Below are 15,437 nucleotides of genomic sequence, written 5' to 3' on the forward strand. Positions count from 1 at the left end.
GAAATAGGGGATAGCCTCTATAATACAAATACTTTATATGCAGGATTGAAATTAAGATCGCCGATTTCGTTTTTAGGGAAAATGCCGACGAAGGCAGAACCACTGCCACTCATTGATGCATATATGGCACCTGCCGTATATAAATTTTCTTTAATAGTAATGAGCTCGGGATGTGTACCGAAGACCGCCGCTTCGAAATCGTTTGATATAGTATTTTTCCAGCTTGCAAGCGGTTGCATGATGCTTTCCTGTAAAGAGCGGGCAGGGGGGCCGGGTGTAATTTTTCCAAAAGCCCAGCCGGTATTAATATGTACAGCAGGATATACCAATACAAAGCTATAGGCGGATAAGTCAAGCGCAATGGGTTGCATGATTTCTCCTCTACCGGTGGCGTAGACTGCTTTATTTTCAATGAAGAAAGGACAGTCGCTGCCCAGAGCGGCGGCATAGCTGATCAGTTGCTCTTTTGATATTTCCAGCTGAAATCGGTTATTGAGTAATTGCAGCATAAAGGCTGCGTCAGCAGAACCGCCGCCGAGACCGGCGCCAATCGGGATATTTTTATGCAGATGAATATTTACTTCTGGTAGTTCAGGAAAATCCTGTTTCAGGAGGCGCCAGGCTTTCAGACAAAGATTGTCTGTCTGTTCGCCGGGAACATCGATGCCGGAGCTTGTAAATGAAAGTTTTCCCGGACTGAGGACTTCGAGTGCATCGGTCAATGGAAGGGGGTAGAAAACGGTTTCCAGTTCATGAAAGCCGTCTGGTCTTTTGCTGACTACATGCAGACCGAGGTTAATTTTACAGTTTGGGAAGACGATCATGGTATAAAAAACCATAAACCATAGCTGTTATACTATGGTTTATGGATCATTTATTGATAATAAATTTTATTAAGATGACTATCAGTGGCTCTTGCGACTGTTGATCTCGTCACGGATAGCGATTGCACGGATATAGTCTTCCTGTTCCAGTACTTCCTGTAGTAATGTTGTCAGTTCCTCCAGGTTCAGCACTTTCAGGTCGTCTTCCGCACCTTTCTCGTGTTCAGAGATAGTAGGCGTTACGGGTTTCACACCACTTTTCTTTCCGGCAGGATCATCCAGCAGGATGCCGGCACTGTTAAGGATATTTTCGTAGGTGAAGATCGGACAGCCAAAGCGTACCGCCAGTGCCAGGGCATCTGAAGTACGGGAATCTATCTCTATTGTTTCGTCGTTACTGTAGCAGATCAATTTAGAATAAAAAATTCCTTCCTGCAGGTTGCTGATCACTACTTCATGAAGCTCAATATTAAAAGCATTCATAAAGTTTTTCATCAGATCGTGTGTCAATGGGCGGCTGGGTTGCATTTTTTCCAACGCCACAGCTATCGCCTGCGCTTCAAAGCCGCCAATTACAATAGGCAGACGGCGCAAACCGTTCACCTCTCCCAAAACGACGGCGTAAGAATGTGTCTGCGTAATGCTGTGCGATAAAGCAACTATTTCCAGTTCTATTTTTCTCATATCTGTCCTGCGTTGTCGCTGAATATTTTATAAGACCGTGAAGTTAGAAAAAATATTCCTTATCTAAAAAACAGATAATAAGTTAGTGCTCAGGGGCGACTGACCTACTTTATCTGTTTAAGGGCCGCTGTTAATCTGGGCACCACTTCAAAGGCGTCTCCGACGATGCCGTAGTCGGCTGCTTTGAAGAAGGGCGCTTCAGGGTCTTTATTAATAACCACGATGACTTTGCTGCCGTTTACGCCAGCAAGGTGCTGGATGGCTCCTGAAATGCCGATTGCTATATATAAATTAGGACGGACTGTAAGGCCAGTCTGACCCACGTGTTCATGATGGGGGCGCCAGCCTGTATCTGCTACAGGACGGGAGCAGGCAGTTGCCGCGCCGAGTGTTTTTGCCAGATCTTCCACAATTCCCCAGTTTTCGGGGCCTTTGAGGCCACGGCCACCGCTCACTACAATTTCAGCTTCTGTAAGCGGCACTTCTCCGCTGACAGTTTCAACACTGCTCACTTTTACCCGGAAATCTGCATCATTGATAGCAGGGGAGAACGCTGTTACTGCTGCTTTTGCATCCGTTGGTGTCAGTGCAAAAGTATTGGGCATCACAGCGATCACTTTTTTCGGGGAAGTGATATTTACATTGGCAAATGCCTTGCCGGAAAATACGCTCTTTTTTACCACGAAACCGTTGCTGGTATCGGGCAGGGATACGGCTCCGGATACAAATCCGGCTTTCAGGCGTGCTGCCACGCGGGGAGCTACGGCCTTACCGTCAAAATTGTGGGGGAATATAACAACCTGCGCTGCTTCCTGATCGGCAGCGGCCGCGATTATTTTGGTGAATACGGCTCCTTCGACTTCATTCAGTCTGGCATCTGCAGCATGTAGTACTTTGGTGGCACCGTAATTACCCAGTGCTTCCAGTTCTGCATTGTCAACAGCGCCTAGTACGAGTGCGGTTGCAGTTACGCCCAGTTGCTGTGCTACTTTTGCGCCATATTGTATTGCTTCGAATGCTACTTTTTTGATTTTGCCGTGGGCCTGATCTGCGAATATTAAAACTGACATGTTTGACGTAGAATTTAATGAAAAAAATTAGGGGGCTTATCACTACAAAAATGATCAGATCACTTTTGCTTCTTCATGCAGCAACTTTACCAGTTCTTCTACATTGTCGGGGCTGATAAGCTTCACACCTGCTTTTGCCGGGGGGAGTTCAAAACTGGTCACAGAGGTTAAGGCATCTGTTGCTACGGGTTCTACTACCGCCAGTGGTTTGGTACGGGCAGCCATGATACCGCGCATCCCCGGAATACGCTGTTCCGCCATTCCTTTCTGGCAGGATACTACTACGGGGAGTGTTACTTTTACAATTTCTTCTCCGCCTTCTATTTCACGGTGGATGGTGGCTTCAGTACCGTTCAGCTCAAATTTTGCAGCGATGGATACAAAAGGAAGATCTAACAGTTCTGCTACCATTCCGCCAATAGCTGCACCGTTATAATCAATGGTTTCTTTACCGGTAAAAATCAGGTCATAACCCTGTTTACGGGCATGGTCTGCTATTTGTGAAGCAATATAAAAACTGTCCTGACTATCAGTATTAATGCGGAAAGCTTCGTCTCCACCCAATGCCAGTGCTTTGCGGATAATTGGCTCCGTATCTGCACCGCCTGCGGTTACGAGATGAACGGTTGCGCCCAGCGTTTCTTTCAGTTCAAGCGCACGAACCAGGGCATACCATTCATCGTAGGGGTTGATGATGAATTGTACACCGGCTTCATTGAATTTCGTGTTGTTGTCTGTGAAAGCTATTTTTGCAGTCGTGTCCGGAGTTTTACTGATACAAACTAAAATCTTCATGGCCTAAACTGTTTTATTTTTTAAAGCGGTATGAGCAAATATATTTAAATAATGGATAGAATAGCCAGGATAAAGGAATTTCTTAAAAGCACTCCTAATGACAGCTTTCTGAAGCATGCGCTTGCACTTGAGTACATTAAACTGGGTGATGATACGGGCGCCAGACAGCTGTTTGAAGAGCTGCTGGCATATGAGCCGGGCTATGTCGGCTCTTATTATCACCTCGGGCGTCTGCTGGAAAGGGCCGTGCTTCCGAAGGAGGCCATCGCCGTATACGAAAAAGGTATGGAGATGGCGAAAGCAGCCAATGACAGGCACGCATATAATGAGTTACAGGCAGCACTGGACGATCTGATTTAATTTAACTACCAGCAAATGGATTTACTGACAGGGTTTAAAATATTTATTGAAAAAGAGCAGTTGTTCATGCCGTATCAGTCTTTGCTGCTTGCTGTCAGCGGCGGCGCAGACTCCGTTGTAATGGCCCATCTGTTTAAAGCGGCAGGCTTTCGTTTTGCTATCGCCCACTGTAACTTTCAGCTGAGAGGCGATGAGTCAGTACGTGATGAATCGTTTGTGGCAGGCCTTGCAAAGCAGTTAGACGTCACCTTTCATCAGGTACGATTTGATACAGCTGCATATACTGCAGGCAAACGTGTATCCATTCAGGTGGCAGCCCGGGAGCTGCGTTATGAATGGCTGGAACAGACCCGCGAAGAAGGTGGCTACAGCCATATTGTTACGGCGCATCATATGCAGGACAGTGTAGAGACCTTACTGATGAATCTCAGTAAAGGCACTGGCATTGCCGGTCTGCATGGCATTCTGCCCAAACAGGGGAAATTATTACGTCCACTCTTATTCGCAGAAAAAGAAAACCTGCTTGCGTATGCAGCAGAGCATAATATTCCATATGTGGAAGACAGCTCCAATCTTACCGTCAAATATACACGCAATTTCTTTCGTCATAAGGTGATCCCTGTCATGCAGGAAGCTAATGCTGGTACAGTACCTAATATTGCAGCCAGTATAGAACGTTTCCGGGAGGCGGAGCTACTGTATAATGAAGCTTTGCAGAGACATATTAAAAGAATGGTCACGCAGAAGGGAAACACTTATATGGTTCCTGTGCTGAAGTTGCAGAAGACCGTACCCCTGCGGACCGTGGCGTGGGAGATCTTCCGGCAATACGGTTGTACGGCGGCGCAGCTGCCACAGGTATTGGAACTGTTGCACAGCGGGTCCGGAAAGATGATAGAAACAGCCACCCACCGCATCATCAGGGACCGTCAATGGTTGCTTATCACGCCACTGGCAGAAGAGGAGGCGGCTGCCATCGTGATCGAAAAGGAGAGAGGGGTGGTCAGTACGGCAAATGGAGTGCTCAGGATCAAACTGACAGAGCGGTCGGCACATACGCCGATTCCTGCAGCCGCCAATATTGCCTGTCTGGATAAGACAGCATTACAATATCCTCTATTATTGCGCAGATGGAAGCAAGGCGATTATTTCTATCCATTAGGGATGCGGAAGAAGAAGAAGCTGAGCCGGTTTTTTATAGATCAGAAATTGTCTGTTGTGCAGAAGGAAAATATCTGGGTGCTGGAATCAGCGAAGCGGGTTGTGTGGATTGTGGGGTTAAGAATAGATGATCGGTTTAAGATCACACCGCAAACAAAAGAATTACTGACAATAGAGTGGGAGGCTTATTAAGCCTCCCTTCTTATTTAAAGTTATTTATGAGACTGTTGAACTCGGGAAAAGAATGCTTCTTCAGGCAGAAGTCATAAAAGTGCTGTGCGGACAACAGATACTCTTCATAGGTAAAAGGCTTCACCATATAGGAGAGGGCTCCCAGTTGCTTACATTCATGCATCTCTATCACGTTCAGTGAGGAGGAGAATATAATAACAGGGATGTCTTTATAGGCGTCGCGACTTTTCAATTCGCGCAAGGTTTGTGTACCACTCAGGCGTGGCATATTCAGGTCAAGTACTACCAATGAAGGCAATACGCCTGCATTGCGGTGTGTTTCGGAAAGGTACTCCAGCACTTTTTCTCCATCTTCCACAAGTAATGGTACTTCCGGTAGATTTATCGCGTTAAAGGCATCCTGCATGATGAAACGATCCTCAATATCATCATCCGCCAGTAATATCTTTACAGTATTATCCATAACTGATAAATTCTTTCTTTAAAATCAAAAACCAAATATTCCTGCCGGGTTATGCAACCGAAGGCAGAGTCAGTATAAATTTTGCTCCATTTCCCGGCTGACTGCAGGCCGTAATACTCCCATTATGCAGGTCGGCTATCTTCTTGCATATGGCGAGTCCTATACCGGTTCCGGCGTATTTCTCACGTGAGTGCAGGCGTTGAAATAAACTGAACATCTTATCCAGATACTTCTCTTCGAAGCCCACACCATTGTCTTCAAAAATCAGCTGCACATCACTTCCATTTGTCTCTGCGTATACTTTCACAAGCGGTATACGTTTATCATCTGAAAATTTAACGGCATTAGACAACAGGTTCTGGAACAGCTGTCGCATCTGCATCGGATAAACAGAAATAACAGGCAGAGGGCTCACTTCGATCTGTGCATGTTTGGCTTTAATAGCGAGATCCAGATCATTCATTGCCTCTGTAGCCAGTGCATTCAGATCTGTTTTTACCAGATGCAGATTTTCCCGGTAGATACGGGAGAAGTTTAACAGATCATGAATTAGCTGTGTCATCCGCTGACTGGCGCTCGTCATGTTACCGAAATATAGCTTGCCACGTTCATCGATCTGTTCTGAATAATGTTTATTCAGATAATCGCTGTAAAAGACAATCTTTCTCAATGGCTCCTGCAGGTCATGAGAAGCGGCGTATGCAAATTGTTCCAGCTCCTGATTACTGCGGTTCAGTTCTTTGACTTTTTCCTCCAGCAGCAGTTTCATTTCTTTCAGCTCTTTATTGTCTCTAAGCGTTTGCTCCATGACCTTTTGCGCATGGATATCTACCATAGATCCCGTCCAGTAGCTGATTTCTCCACCTTCATCTGTGACTGGTGTAACCGTGACCAAATGCCAGATGAAGTCACCTGTATCGCCATTTTTCAGTTCCAGCTCTCTTTTGAAAGATGTTTTTCTGCGACATGATACCACCACTGTTCCCAGTTAATGACAAAGTCCTCTTCTCTCAGAACGGGCTTCCATTTATTTTCATTGAGTGCGTTTGCATCAAAGCCTGTAAATGTTTTAAGCCAGCTATTGGCATAGAGTATTTCACCGTCATCATTTATAGAAAATATTATCAGCGGGAGCGCATTGGTTACTTCTCTATATTGGGTTTCACTCTCTTTCAGCTTTTCTGCGAGTTCCTGTAACTGTTTGTTCTTACGTTTGATTTCATCGTAAGGAGAGATAGGTTGTTCGACACTGAAAGCGGAGATCCACTGTTCAATGCGACTGCTGATAATTCTTTGTACTCCCGGAATTTTGAATTCCATGGTGATCTCAATACCTTTATCCGTACGATCCAATGTAAACTGATCTACCAGTCTTTTGGCATATACAAGGTTTTCATTGATCTTTTCGGTGAGGTTGATATTACGGTCCAGTACTCTTGCTATCAGGAATTTCTCCGGATCTTTGATATCGGCACGGATACCGAGTAACAATACTGCGTTGTATCCATATTCAATGACATGTCTGGCTACTTCTGACACGCGGTAGCGAAGGTGGTCTGTGAAGCCAGTGAAAGGCCTGCCAATTCACCCAGTTCATAGTACGCTTGTGCACCAGCACCAGGTCCATATCAGTTTCGAGCGTGATCCGGGTTATTTCCTGCATTGCCTTTATTTTACTTTAACAATTACGACTGACATATCATCTGTTTTACGTGCGTTGTCTTTATAGATAGCGCGGCGAGTACGACATATCGTATCTGAATATGCCGGGATAGGCGTCATTTCCCACCGTGTTTTGATACCATCGGAACACATGATGAGGATCTGCTCTTTTCCTGCAGGATGTTCTATTTCCTGCTCGTTGATAGTACTGGCAGATTATGACCGATGATTCCGTTGTATGGGAGATAGGTCTTTGACAAAGCAGCTGTCCACATACGCGAGTGTATGTTTCCTACGCCGCAAAGCTGCCATTTCCTGTTCTATAGTTGTAAATGGCCATACTACCAGTCCACGCGTACGTTTCACATCCTCGGTATTTGACGTATTACTTCGCCCAGATCGCGAAGCATGCAATATCTGAAAGAGCTGATAGCTGCTGTGACAGCTTTGTGTGCTTCCGGTCCATGTCCTAATCCATCACCAAGAAAAATGCGGATCCCTGCCTTATCCGTATTGACAAAATAACCGTCGCCGCATACTCTTTCACCAGGTTTCGCAACCAGCAGTGTTCTTATTTCCGGTCCTGGTTTAGGAGATATTGCAGCTGTTCTGTGGATTTAATGAAAAACCTGGCCAATAATATTGTACCCCAACCTTTTACTGAATATACCTGTAGGAAGTCCGACAGCCTTTTTATAGCTCCCAGACCATGACCAAGTGTATTAGTCGTGGATGTACCATCCGCATCATCCGGGCGAGATCATTTATGCCCTGGCCATTATCAATGCCAATGATCTCGATGGCGGTTGGGGCTGGTCTGTCAACATGACGAGGACCTCGCCACTACCCGCATGTTTAATGATATTGGAACCGATTTCGGCAACGACGATGTCTATCTCCGCTACTTTCTTTTCACTTAGTCCGCATTGTACAGAAAGACGATGCACTTCGCGTTTTAACAGCGCCAGATAACTTCTGTCTTCAATATTAAAACTGATCTGCCGTCCGGTTATCCATTCTTCCATTTAGTAATTGTAATGGTAGTTCCTTTACCTACCGTACTTTTAATATCAAATTCGCTTACGAGGCGTTGGCGCCAGGCAATCCTAATCCAAGGCTTTTGCCGGTAGAGAAGCCATCTTTCATGGCTTGTTCAATATTGGCAATGCCCGGACCTTTATCTGAAAAGGTAACACGGAGACCATTCTGACGTTGACCGTTAACTATTTCAATGAGGACAGCACCTTTCCGGCGTACGGAGCATGTTTCTGGAAAGCTCGCTGGCGGCAGTAATCAGTTTTGTCTGATTGACAAGGCCCTGCCTATTTTTACGGCAAATTCCTTTAATCTGTTTCTGAACACCACCATATCCAACTCTTTCTCTATGCGCATATTATCGCTGGATAGTACTATCATTCCTCAGGTTCTTCTTCTTCGGTGATCTGTATTTTTTGTTGAAGCAACTCCATTCCTTTTCCACATTCAACGCGGTTTGTACTCCTTTCAATGGAAGGCCCAGTTCAACCAGTGTAATGGCGACAGCGGGCTGCATTCCGACAATTACAGTATCTGCATCCAGAATTTTACTCATGCCTGCAATATTTCCTAGTATTCTCCCATAAGGAGTCTACAATTGAAACAGCAGAAATATCGATTAACACTCCTTTGGCGCCGGTTTTACTTACAGCTTGTACCAGATCTGCTTCGAGGTTCAATGCAAGTCTGTCATATAGGTCTACCTGTATGGCAACCATGAGGAAATGCCAATTTTAAGGATAGGTATTTTATCCATTAATAAGAAACTTTTACTTTACTACTACTTTTTTCACTTCCAGTTGCAAGAGTCCAAATGCGTATCTCAAAGCACTTGCGAGCGTAGCTTTGGTGACAATACCGGATAGGTCAATTCCGAGGTGAACGACTGTCTGTGCGATTTCCGGGCGGATACCGCTGATGATGCATTCTGCTCCCATTAAACGGGTAGCACTGACTGTTTTGATAAGGTGCTGGGCCACAAGGGAGTCCACTGCGGGTACACCGGAAATGTCCAGAATGGCGATGCTGCTGGAAGTGTCAACGATTTCCTGTAACAGGCTTTCCATCACTACCTGAGTACGGGAGCTGTCAAGGGTACCGATAATTGGCATGGCGACGATGCCGTCCCATACGCGGATAACGGGAGTAGAGATCTCGGTTATTTCGTCTGTCTGACGCAAAATCACTTCTTCTCTTCCTTTAATAAAAGTTTCAAAAGTTACAATACCGAGGCTGTCAATCAGTTTACTGACCTTCAGGCTTTCTTCCAGCAACTGGGAAGGATCGCTTTTGATCTCCTGTTGCAGAACGGATAATAAGGCATCTTTCAGACTAAATACGAAAGTACCGGTCTCCCGGGGAGAATAGCCCTGTTTAGCACGGGAAATAGAAATGCCCTCCAGGACTTCGTAGACAGGCTCCAGAGACGATGACTGTATATCCTCAAGGGTTGAACTACTCAAAGCTTGTAGTAAAACGTCTACAAGTTCCTCAGATTGCACGCTCAGCTCGTCGTTCGACATGAGGTCCTCCCGTAGAGAAAAATCCACTAATTGGTTCTTCATCCACAATTCGAGAATCTGCTTTTTCCTTTTCTGTAAAATCTTAGCTGTGTCTAGCTTCATATGTGTGGCTTGTTTTGCTTTGATGGCGCATATTGTCCGACATACACTTAGCAAAAAACAAACCGGAAAAGGCAGAAGCCGCTTTAAAAGTGGTTTAGCAGCTGGTACAGGAACAGTTTTCCGATCTCTGGTTTAAAAATTAATGGGAATAGCAAACCGAATACAGCTCCCCAGAGGTGCGCGTCGTGATTGATACCAGTACCTTCTCTGCGGGACATATAAATCGTATAGCCGAGATAAACAACCCCATAAACGATAGCTGGCATCGGGATAACGAATACATATATCTTCGCCCATGGGTTGAAAAGAATGGCTGCAAATACAACAGCGGAAACAGCGCCGGAAGCACCAATCGTCTGATAATGTGGATTATTCTTATGTTTCAGGTAAGTGGGTATATCTGAGAGCACCAATGCCAGTACATAAAATAACAGATAATAAATCTTACTTTGAAAGATCTGCCCGAATGCGTATTCAATAAAGCTACCAAAGAAATATAAGGTAAACATATTGAAGCCGAGGTGCATGAAATCAGCATGTACAAGGCCGGAAGTAATAAAACGATAGTACTGGTTCTTTTCTCTTACCAGATAAGGCCACATACTGAGATCTCCCATACGTCTTTCATTATTGAAAGAGGTGAATGAGATAATACAGGTGATGACGATAATTGATATGCTAAGTGTCAATTCCATTCGAAACAGGTAATTTAATTGATGAGAATGTAATTATACTGATTTTTTACTGATGATGATATTTCTCCCGGTTGATGACCGTATAGGCCCGGTAGAGTTGTTCTGTCATGATCAGTCTCACCAGCTGGTGAGGGAAGGTGAGGGGAGACAGGGATAATTTAAGTTGTGCTCTTTCGAGTACGGCGGTATCGAGTCCGAAGGCGCCACCGATCAGGAATATCACCTGGCGCGTAGCGGCATTGGCCCTTTGCTGAATAAAGTCTGCCAGTTGCATGGTCGTCTGCATTTTCCCATATTCATCCAGTGCGACCAGATAATCCTGTGGTTGCAGCATATCCAGTATCATTTTCCCTTCCTGTTTTTTCAGTTCGGGCACAGAGAGACTGGCGGCCTGTTTCACCGTAGGGATCAGCTTTAATTCGAAATCCACATAGTGTTGCAATCGCTTTTGAAAGATCGCGATACCATCCCTTATATATGGGTCATTCTCTTTTCCTATACTCCAGAGTTGTATTTTCACCGTACAAATATTTGATCATCTACCGGTCTGAAAAGCCGGGCGGTAAATGTACGTAACCTGTTTGTTATGAATCAAACAAAAAAATATTCAAAAATTTGGTGATTATAAAAATATTCCTACCTTTGCAATCCCAACAACGGGAATGGCTTCGTAGCTCAACTGAATAGAGCATCTGACTACGGATCAGAAGGTTTCTGGTTTGAATCCAGACGAGGTCACAGACACAAAAGCAGCTTGCGTATACAAGCTGCTTTTTTATTTTACACAGTTTTCATATCAGCAGCTCCCACCTCTCCCCAATGTCCCAAAATGTATAATTAATGTCCTTTGAGACAAATGATCCCGTAGCTAATTTTGTGGCCATGGAAGTTAGTCAAGACAAAGGAAACGCAGCAGGGCAGAAGAAACTGGTAGTTATCGTTGCGATGACAAGGCACATGCTGCTTGATTTTACCGGGCCCGCGGATGTGTTTACCAACGCAGACAGGTTTTTACAGGCTACAGGCGCTAACGAGGGTTATGAGGTAAAAGTGGTAGCGCCTACCTATGATAAGAAAGTAAGCACTTCCGCCGGTATTGCCATCAATTGTCAATACTGCGCAATGGATATAAAAATACCTATTGATACCTTACTCATTGCGGGGGATGACTATTGTGCGCTTAATACGGGCGAGTTCGGGCCATTTTATGAGTGGTTGTCCGGTATAAGTGAACAAAATACCCGTCGTATAGGATCGGTCTGCGCCGGCACTTTTGCATTGGCAAAAGCTGGTCTGCTGGATGGTCGGAAGGCGACGACGCATTGGGAAGTGGCAGAAAAACTACAGGCACAGTATCCGTCGATAGACGTACATGGAAATGCATTCTTTATTCAGGATGGTCATGTGTATACCTCCGCGGGTGTGTCTTCGGGCATAGATTTATCATTGGCGCTTGTGGAGGAGGATTATGGGAAAGAGATTGCTGTCAGGGTAGCACGGCAATTAGTATTTTACCTGAGAAGGCCGGGGGTACAGGCTCAATTTGGAAACCTGCTTCCTGTTTATGATAACAACAACATCGGACAAAAGCTGAAGCTCTGGCTGAATGAACGGCTGCATGAACCTGTAGATCTTAGTAAGATCGCTGAAAACTTCAACATGAGTGTTCGTAATCTGACGCGGGTATTACAAAAGCATACAGGTATGCCGCCTGCGAAGTTTATAGAAAAACTCCGGGTAGAAAAGGCCCGCGTGTATCTTGAGGATACAGATATGCTACTGGAGAGGATCGTTGAGCAATGTGGGTTTGGTAACCTTATTACGATGCGGCGTATATTTCTGCGACAACTTGCTATCACTCCTTCAGACTATCGCCGTGCGTTTCGTACTTCACTGAAAGATACCGGAGACCATGAAGCGTTGCCTGTTTAATACACTACTTAAGCTATAATTTATTGCTGGCAAGCCCTGCCTGCCTGATACGCACAGCTACCTGTGCGTGCGGGATACAATTGCCTTTCAGGTTGTTTCTAAAATAAAATCTCAATACATGTATTTCGTTTTGTTAGTACTGCATTCGCTGCTAAGGTGGCTGATGTTGGGAAGTCTTTGCTATGCCGTTTACACTGCCTGGTGTGGAATCAGCAAGCGGCAGCTGTTTACTGAAAAGGCTAATGCTATCCGTCATTGGACAATGACAATTTCCCATATCCAATTGGTGATCGGAATGACGGTTTATATACTAAGTCCCCTGCTCAGGATGAAGATCAGCGGTGCGCAGGGAGCGTCTTTTTCCGAATATACTTTTTTCAGGTACGTCCATATATCGCTGATGATCCTTGCGATTGTACTGATAACTATCGGATCGGCAAAGGCAAAGAGAATTGCAGGCGATCAGGAAAAGTATAAGACGATATTGAAATGGTTTCTGACGGCATTGGTCATCCTGATCATTGCTATTCCATGGCCGTTTTCTCCGCTTGCGCAAAGACCCTTACTGAGATTCTTTCACTTTTAAACAATCGTCATGGCATCTTTCTTTAAAACATCTTTAGGACGTCTCAGGCTTGTCAGTTATATGGAGGGGATCTCCCTGCTGGTATTGGCCGGTATTGCTGTGCCGCTGAAATATTGGGCCGGTGATCCGGTGTTGGTCCGCATCATCGGCCCGGTACATGGTATATTGTTTCTCTTGTTTATTGTGCTGACCCTGAGTGTCGGGGTGGAACGGCAATGGAGCTTTACAAAGACAACCTTAAGGATTTTAATCTCCTGTTTCATTCCTTTCGCAACATTCTACGTTGACAAACATATACTCAAAAAGGAAGCGGAGGCAGCATCAAAAAATAAATAAATGAAACAACATTGGTCAAAGCGAATTATGCTGACAGCATTTGTCTTAATAGCCGGAATATATGCTGCACAGGCGCAGGAAAAGGGAATGCTTTCTTTGCGACAAATTCCAAAGCCGGCTTATGGACATGCTGTTTAATACTGCTGGCGGTGATATTGCAATTAGCATTGTATATGAAGTATCGTTTGCAGAACGTGCTCAGGTTCCGTAAGGCGAGACGTCAGCATTCGCAGCAAGAAAGTATTGTTGCGCATATCCGTCAATTGAATCGTCACCAGCTAACAGTATTGCTACAGGTAAAACAAAGTACCAAAATAAAAATGTTGGCACTGGTGGCGCTGGGATGCAGTCTGTCAGTAAAAGCACAGGATATCAGGCCTACTAAATTAATGAATCAGACAGGTATCCTGATTACCATCATATTGATATTGATCCCGGTGCTGGTTGTATTGCGCTGATGGTTTTCAAGCTGAAAAGGGTCATTGATAACTACCGTCGTAAAGTACACCGGGAGGACGCCGGGCAGCTGGCGGCTTATCTGGAAGAGATGAATGATGTGGAGCTATTGAATGAATTATCACAACGTAAAACAGCACTTGATTATTCTTTGCGTCACGATGAACTGGCAGGTACGCAGCCAGCTGATGATAATAAAGGTTTGCTGAGTGATATCAGTAATGCGCCTGACATCAATTTTATAACACGGAAAAAGGATGCTGCAGCACGTCCGCCTGTTGATCCTGCACTCGGAAAACTGGTACTTTGGTTTCTGGGTACTGCAACCTTCTGGCTTTTGTTTGGAACGACGGTAGGGAATATGTCGGAATTAATTCGTCAGTCCTGATGTAGACCATGTAAGCTGGCTGAGTTTTGGCAGATTACGCCCGGTACATACCAATGCTGTCTTCTGGGTTGGGCCTCACTGGCCATGCTGGGCTTAGGTTATTATATTGTGCCCAGAGTAAGTAATACTTCCATTGCCAGTCTGAAAAAAGGATGGTATACGCTTATACTTGTCAACGCTGCTGTTGTATCGGGAACGGTCTGTCTGATGGCGGGCATTAATATGCCGGCGGGGAATACAGGGAATACATATGGCCGTGATGGCTTTGTTTGCTGGAGGTCTGTGTATTACGCTCGCGAATTTTCTTCAGACCATTGCCAGAAGAGCTTCCAAAGAAATTTATATCTCTAACTGGTATATTGTTTCAGCGGTCATATTTGCGATCGTCATTGTATTGGTGGCATATTTACCCTTCTGGCAGGACGGGCTTGGAGAGACGATCATTCAGGGGTATTATATGCATCAGGGAGTAGGGATGTGGTTTATGCTTTTTATGTTGGGCGTTACGTACTACTTCCTACCACAGCAGCTCAATCGTCCTATTTATTCTTATAGTCTGGGGATCTCGCCTTCTGGTCACAGATCGTTTTCTAACAGTGATCGGTACGCATCACTTTGTATTTAGTTCTATCCCGTGGTGGTTACAGACAGTCGCGATCGTCGGCAGTGCAGGTATGCTGATCCCTGTAACATCGGGGAGTACCAACTTTTTTATGACTTTCCGCAATGGATGGCATAAACTGGCAGGCAGTTATACGCTTCCTTTCTTTCTGGTGGGACTGGTCTTTTACTTTACCGGTTCCATGCAGGGTACCGCAGAGGCATTCCGCTACACCAATCTGATATGGCATTTTACAGACTTTACAGTAGCGCATTCGCACATTACCATGTATGGCATTATCACATTTTTGCTATGGGCGGCTATTTATACGGTTGTACCAAGATTAACGGTAGAAGCCTCCGCAGGTCACCGTGGGTATTCATTTCTGGCTGGCCCTGATCGGCTTGTTATTCTATACTGTCCCATTGATGTACGGCGCTACTTACAGAGGGATCATGTGGCAGTCCGGGAAACCATTTATAGATAGTGTGGTATTTATGGCGCCGTACTGGTTATGGCGTGCCATAGGCGGCAGCCTTATGTGGACAGCCCACATCGTATTTGCTTACAAC

21 protein-coding genes, 1 tRNA gene and 1 pseudogene are annotated in these 15,437 nt (G+C 45.1%); 11 read left to right on the plus strand and 12 right to left on the minus strand.

Annotated elements, in window-relative coordinates; all coding sequences use genetic code 11:
- Positions 1-17 precede the first annotated feature (17 nt).
- From ispE to FEF09_RS12000, 4 genes are all read right to left on the minus strand, one after another.
- On the minus strand, positions 18-839 hold the full coding sequence (gene ispE, locus FEF09_RS11985) for a 4-(cytidine 5'-diphospho)-2-C-methyl-D-erythritol kinase (protein ID WP_146305331.1): 822 nt from the start codon (positions 837-839) through the stop codon (positions 18-20).
- A gap of 66 nt (positions 840-905) precedes the next feature.
- Complete coding sequence (locus tag FEF09_RS11990; protein ID WP_146305332.1) at positions 906-1,508, minus strand: bifunctional nuclease family protein; 603 nt, start codon at positions 1,506-1,508, stop codon at positions 906-908.
- Positions 1,509-1,612: 104 nt separating this feature from the next.
- A complete protein-coding gene (locus FEF09_RS11995) occupies positions 1,613-2,578 on the minus strand; it encodes an electron transfer flavoprotein subunit alpha/FixB family protein (RefSeq protein ID WP_146305333.1) in 966 nt (321 codons plus the stop codon).
- 54 nt (positions 2,579-2,632) lie between these two features.
- Positions 2,633-3,373 carry an electron transfer flavoprotein subunit beta/FixA family protein gene (locus tag FEF09_RS12000; protein ID WP_146305334.1) on the minus strand — a complete coding sequence of 247 codons (741 nt, stop codon included), beginning with the start codon at positions 3,371-3,373 and terminating at the stop codon, positions 2,633-2,635.
- Positions 3,374-3,424: 51 nt separating this feature from the next.
- Here FEF09_RS12000 and FEF09_RS12005 point away from each other — a divergent pair, with 51 nt between their 5' ends.
- Both FEF09_RS12005 and tilS read left to right on the plus strand, forming a co-directional pair.
- A complete protein-coding gene (locus FEF09_RS12005; protein WP_146305335.1) occupies positions 3,425-3,733 on the plus strand; it encodes a hypothetical protein in 309 nt (102 codons plus the stop codon).
- Positions 3,734-3,748: 15 nt separating this feature from the next.
- Positions 3,749-5,086 carry a tRNA lysidine(34) synthetase TilS gene (gene tilS, locus FEF09_RS12010; protein WP_146305336.1) on the plus strand — a complete coding sequence of 446 codons (1,338 nt, stop codon included), beginning with the start codon at positions 3,749-3,751 and terminating at the stop codon, positions 5,084-5,086.
- 10 nt (positions 5,087-5,096) lie between these two features.
- On the opposite strand, the gene FEF09_RS12015 is transcribed toward tilS, so the two are convergent.
- From FEF09_RS12015 to FEF09_RS12055, 8 genes are all read right to left on the minus strand, one after another.
- Positions 5,097-5,549 (minus strand): response regulator, encoded by a 453-nt coding sequence (locus FEF09_RS12015; RefSeq protein ID WP_146305337.1) that lies wholly within the window; start codon positions 5,547-5,549, stop codon positions 5,097-5,099.
- 49 nt (positions 5,550-5,598) lie between these two features.
- Positions 5,599-6,528: an ATP-binding protein gene (locus FEF09_RS12020; RefSeq protein ID WP_146305338.1), complete on the minus strand. Its 930-nt coding sequence runs from the start codon at positions 6,526-6,528 to the stop codon at positions 5,599-5,601.
- Positions 6,477-7,088, minus strand: a complete 612-nt coding sequence (locus tag FEF09_RS12025; protein WP_146305339.1) for a PAS domain-containing protein — start codon at positions 7,086-7,088, stop codon at positions 6,477-6,479. Before FEF09_RS12025 ends, FEF09_RS12020 begins: the two co-directional genes overlap by 52 nt.
- An 887-nt stretch (positions 7,089-7,975) precedes the next feature.
- The gene (locus FEF09_RS12030; RefSeq protein ID WP_146305340.1) at positions 7,976-8,236 is read right to left on the minus strand and encodes an anti-sigma regulatory factor; all 261 of its coding nucleotides are present in this window, start codon (positions 8,234-8,236) and stop codon (positions 7,976-7,978) included.
- Between the two features lie 368 nt (positions 8,237-8,604).
- A complete protein-coding gene (locus FEF09_RS32865) occupies positions 8,605-8,802 on the minus strand; it encodes a hypothetical protein (protein ID WP_261387431.1) in 198 nt (65 codons plus the stop codon).
- 214 nt (positions 8,803-9,016) lie between these two features.
- Positions 9,017-9,871 carry an STAS domain-containing protein gene (locus FEF09_RS12045; RefSeq protein ID WP_146305341.1) on the minus strand — a complete coding sequence of 285 codons (855 nt, stop codon included), beginning with the start codon at positions 9,869-9,871 and terminating at the stop codon, positions 9,017-9,019.
- Positions 9,872-9,954: 83 nt separating this feature from the next.
- Complete coding sequence (locus FEF09_RS12050; protein WP_146305342.1) at positions 9,955-10,566, minus strand: rhomboid family intramembrane serine protease; 612 nt, start codon at positions 10,564-10,566, stop codon at positions 9,955-9,957.
- 46 nt (positions 10,567-10,612) lie between these two features.
- Positions 10,613-11,086 carry a 23S rRNA (pseudouridine(1915)-N(3))-methyltransferase RlmH gene (locus tag FEF09_RS12055; protein ID WP_012791405.1) on the minus strand — a complete coding sequence of 158 codons (474 nt, stop codon included), beginning with the start codon at positions 11,084-11,086 and terminating at the stop codon, positions 10,613-10,615.
- A 144-nt stretch (positions 11,087-11,230) separates the two neighbouring features.
- Between FEF09_RS12055 and FEF09_RS12060 the strand changes: the two genes are divergently transcribed.
- From FEF09_RS12060 to FEF09_RS32895, 9 genes and pseudogenes are all read left to right on the plus strand, one after another.
- Positions 11,231-11,304: transfer RNA gene (locus tag FEF09_RS12060), tRNA-Arg, on the plus strand.
- A gap of 144 nt (positions 11,305-11,448) precedes the next feature.
- Complete coding sequence (locus FEF09_RS12065) at positions 11,449-12,498, plus strand: GlxA family transcriptional regulator (RefSeq protein WP_146305343.1); 1,050 nt, start codon at positions 11,449-11,451, stop codon at positions 12,496-12,498.
- A gap of 295 nt (positions 12,499-12,793) precedes the next feature.
- Entirely contained in the window at positions 12,794-13,084 is a 291-nt protein-coding gene (locus tag FEF09_RS32870) for a hypothetical protein (protein ID WP_261387432.1), read from the plus strand.
- Positions 13,085-13,093: 9 nt separating this feature from the next.
- Complete coding sequence (locus FEF09_RS12075) at positions 13,094-13,420, plus strand: DUF3817 domain-containing protein (RefSeq protein WP_146305345.1); 327 nt, start codon at positions 13,094-13,096, stop codon at positions 13,418-13,420.
- A 173-nt stretch (positions 13,421-13,593) separates the two neighbouring features.
- A complete protein-coding gene (locus tag FEF09_RS32875) occupies positions 13,594-13,878 on the plus strand; it encodes a hypothetical protein (protein WP_186774307.1) in 285 nt (94 codons plus the stop codon).
- Complete coding sequence (locus FEF09_RS32880) at positions 13,878-14,264, plus strand: hypothetical protein (RefSeq protein WP_261387433.1); 387 nt, start codon at positions 13,878-13,880, stop codon at positions 14,262-14,264. Before FEF09_RS32875 ends, FEF09_RS32880 begins: the two co-directional genes overlap by 1 nt.
- A gap of 259 nt (positions 14,265-14,523) precedes the next feature.
- Positions 14,524-14,889, plus strand: a complete 366-nt coding sequence (locus tag FEF09_RS32885; protein WP_261387434.1) for a cbb3-type cytochrome c oxidase subunit I — start codon at positions 14,524-14,526, stop codon at positions 14,887-14,889.
- A pseudogene (locus tag FEF09_RS32890) lies at positions 14,861-15,160 on the plus strand (cbb3-type cytochrome c oxidase subunit I); the annotation flags it as partial. The gene FEF09_RS32885 and the pseudogene FEF09_RS32890, both read left to right, overlap by 29 nt.
- Before the next feature lie 76 nt (positions 15,161-15,236).
- Positions 15,237-15,437 (plus strand): hypothetical protein (locus FEF09_RS32895; protein WP_261387437.1); only part of this gene is annotated, 201 nt, incomplete at its 3' end.

Source organism: Chitinophaga pinensis (assembly GCF_007896845.1).
Taxonomy (GTDB): domain Bacteria; phylum Bacteroidota; class Bacteroidia; order Chitinophagales; family Chitinophagaceae; genus Chitinophaga; species Chitinophaga pinensis_C.